Source organism: Protofrankia sp. CiP3, assembly GCF_917627345.1.
GTDB lineage: Bacteria > Actinomycetota > Actinomycetes > Frankiales > Frankiaceae > Protofrankia.
On sequence record NZ_CAKJTM010000054.1, the window covers coordinates 1 to 1,962 of the forward strand.

Here is a 1,962-nt window from a genome sequence, read left to right on the forward strand (position 1 = left end):
CCGGCGGCAGCGGTTCTTCGAGGGCTATGTTTCAGATCTGCTCAGCCGTGATGTCAGGCAGGTGGCCGACATCGAGAAGTCCGGCGAGATGCGCCGGCTCCTTTCGTTGTTGGCCGCACAGACCGGCGGACTACTCAACATCAGCCGCGTTGCGGGCGAACTGGGTCTTTCGGCCCCGACGGTCCGTAGCTACATCAACATTCTGGAAACGGTCTACCTTGTACGGCTTGTGCCAGGGTGGTCGACAAACCTCACGACAAGGGCGGTCGCGACACCCAAAGTTATCTTCGTGGATACCGGCCTCGCCAATTACCTGGCGACGAGCCCCAACACTGACGGGCCTGTTGGTGGTCTGCTCGAGAACTTCGTCCTCAGCGAACTAGCGCGGCAGCTGACCTGGTCCCAGACATCCGTCCGACTGTATCATTACCGTGACCGGGACCAATACGAAGTGGATGGGGTTCTGGAGGACAACGCAGGCCGGGTTGTCGGTATAGAGGTGAAGGCCGCGGAGACGGTACGTGCGGCGGACTTCCGTGGCCTGAAACTCCTGCAGCGGCGGCTCGGTGCACGGTTTCACGCTGGATTCGTTTTCTACTGCGGTGCCGAATCACTCAGCTTCGGCGCGGGGCTGGTCTGTCTGCCGATCTCTGCTCTGTGGGGGACCGGGACGTGAACGTCCCGTCGGACTCGCCGAACCCCCCGACGCGTCTGCCTCGATACCGCTGATGGTGGGAGCCCGGGACACCGGGTCGGGCTGTTCGCCGCATTCTCGCACCAGCCACCCACCGCAACATCAAGTCTTCGCCATGGACCTACACGATCCGAATTCGTACCGCGTGTCGAATGAAGGGCACCAGCCCTGTTTCGGAAAGATTGGAGTTCCCACACAACAAACTTCCCAAAAGAAACAGGAACCGGTGCGCTACAACTCTACCGCTGGACTGTCCGCCGAGGGGATCGAGGAGATCGTGTGCCGGATCGAGGAGATCCTCGGCGAACCCGAAAGTGCACCGTAGACGACTGAGTCCGCAGCGCCGACGGAAAGCGCAGCGGCACCGAATACCGGAAGGCGTTCACCCCCGGTTACTCAAGCCCCGCACTCGTAGAGCCTGTTTTGAATCTTCTGTCGACCCTGCTTGCTAATGACACACAGCTACGCCTTGAGGGACCGTCCGACAGGCGGTGGTCAAAGCACCCGGCCCAGTATCGGCCACTTCTTCACCACCCTCAGCGGTACGGACGAGCGTCGAGGTTAGCAACCACCATGGGGATGTCGGCCGCCTTGGCGTGGAAGCGGCACAGCTGGGGATCAGCCTGGGAACAGTGCCCGCCTTGATTGTGCTGGCCTCAGGGTGACCGGCGACAAGGTGACCGGCGACAGGGAGCGCGGTGTCGCGGGACTGTTGCCGGTCGTTCCCGGGGAATGATGTGAATCTGCTGTTGTGGTAGGAGTGTCAGATTCACATCGTTAGAGCCTGTCTGCACCGGTCGCCCGCCGGCCCGGCGGGAACGACGGTTGGCACGGGATAGAACAGCTGAGGCCGAGGCCCGCGCGGACCGCGGACGTCGACTGGCAATCGCGGGCTTGCGCGCCCGATGACATGCTCTGGTGACCGGGCCTGCGCCTGTGGCGACGTATATTTCAGTAATGGAGCAGCGCATCAGCCTGATCACATTGGGCGTCGTCGACGTGCGGCGCGCTCGGGCGTTTTACGAGCGGTTGGGTTGGCAGGGCCAGGAGGTCGAAGAGACCGTGTTCTTTCAGGCCGGCGGCATCGCACTCGTCCTGTGGGGCCGTGACAAGCTCGCGCGCGACTGCGGTATTACGGACGGACAGGCAGGTGGCTTCAGCGGCGTCGCCCTCGCGCACAATGTTCGGTCCGAGGCGGAGGTCGACGATGTCGTCGCGATGGCGGAGCGGGCAGGGGCCACGGTCACCCGTCCGCCGGCCAAGACGTT

Annotated in this window: 2 protein-coding genes; both read left to right on the top strand. The window is 63.1% G+C overall.

Translation table 11 applies throughout. The features are described 5' to 3' along the window. Nucleotides 1–676: ATP-binding protein (locus MJ797_RS17335; RefSeq protein ID WP_239336132.1), on the top strand; the 676-nt coding region annotated here is incomplete at its 5' end. Nucleotides 677–1,651: 975 nt separating this feature from the next. After that, the coding region (locus MJ797_RS17340) for a VOC family protein (RefSeq protein WP_374582458.1) at nt 1,652–1,962 on the top strand (311 nt) is incomplete at its 3' end.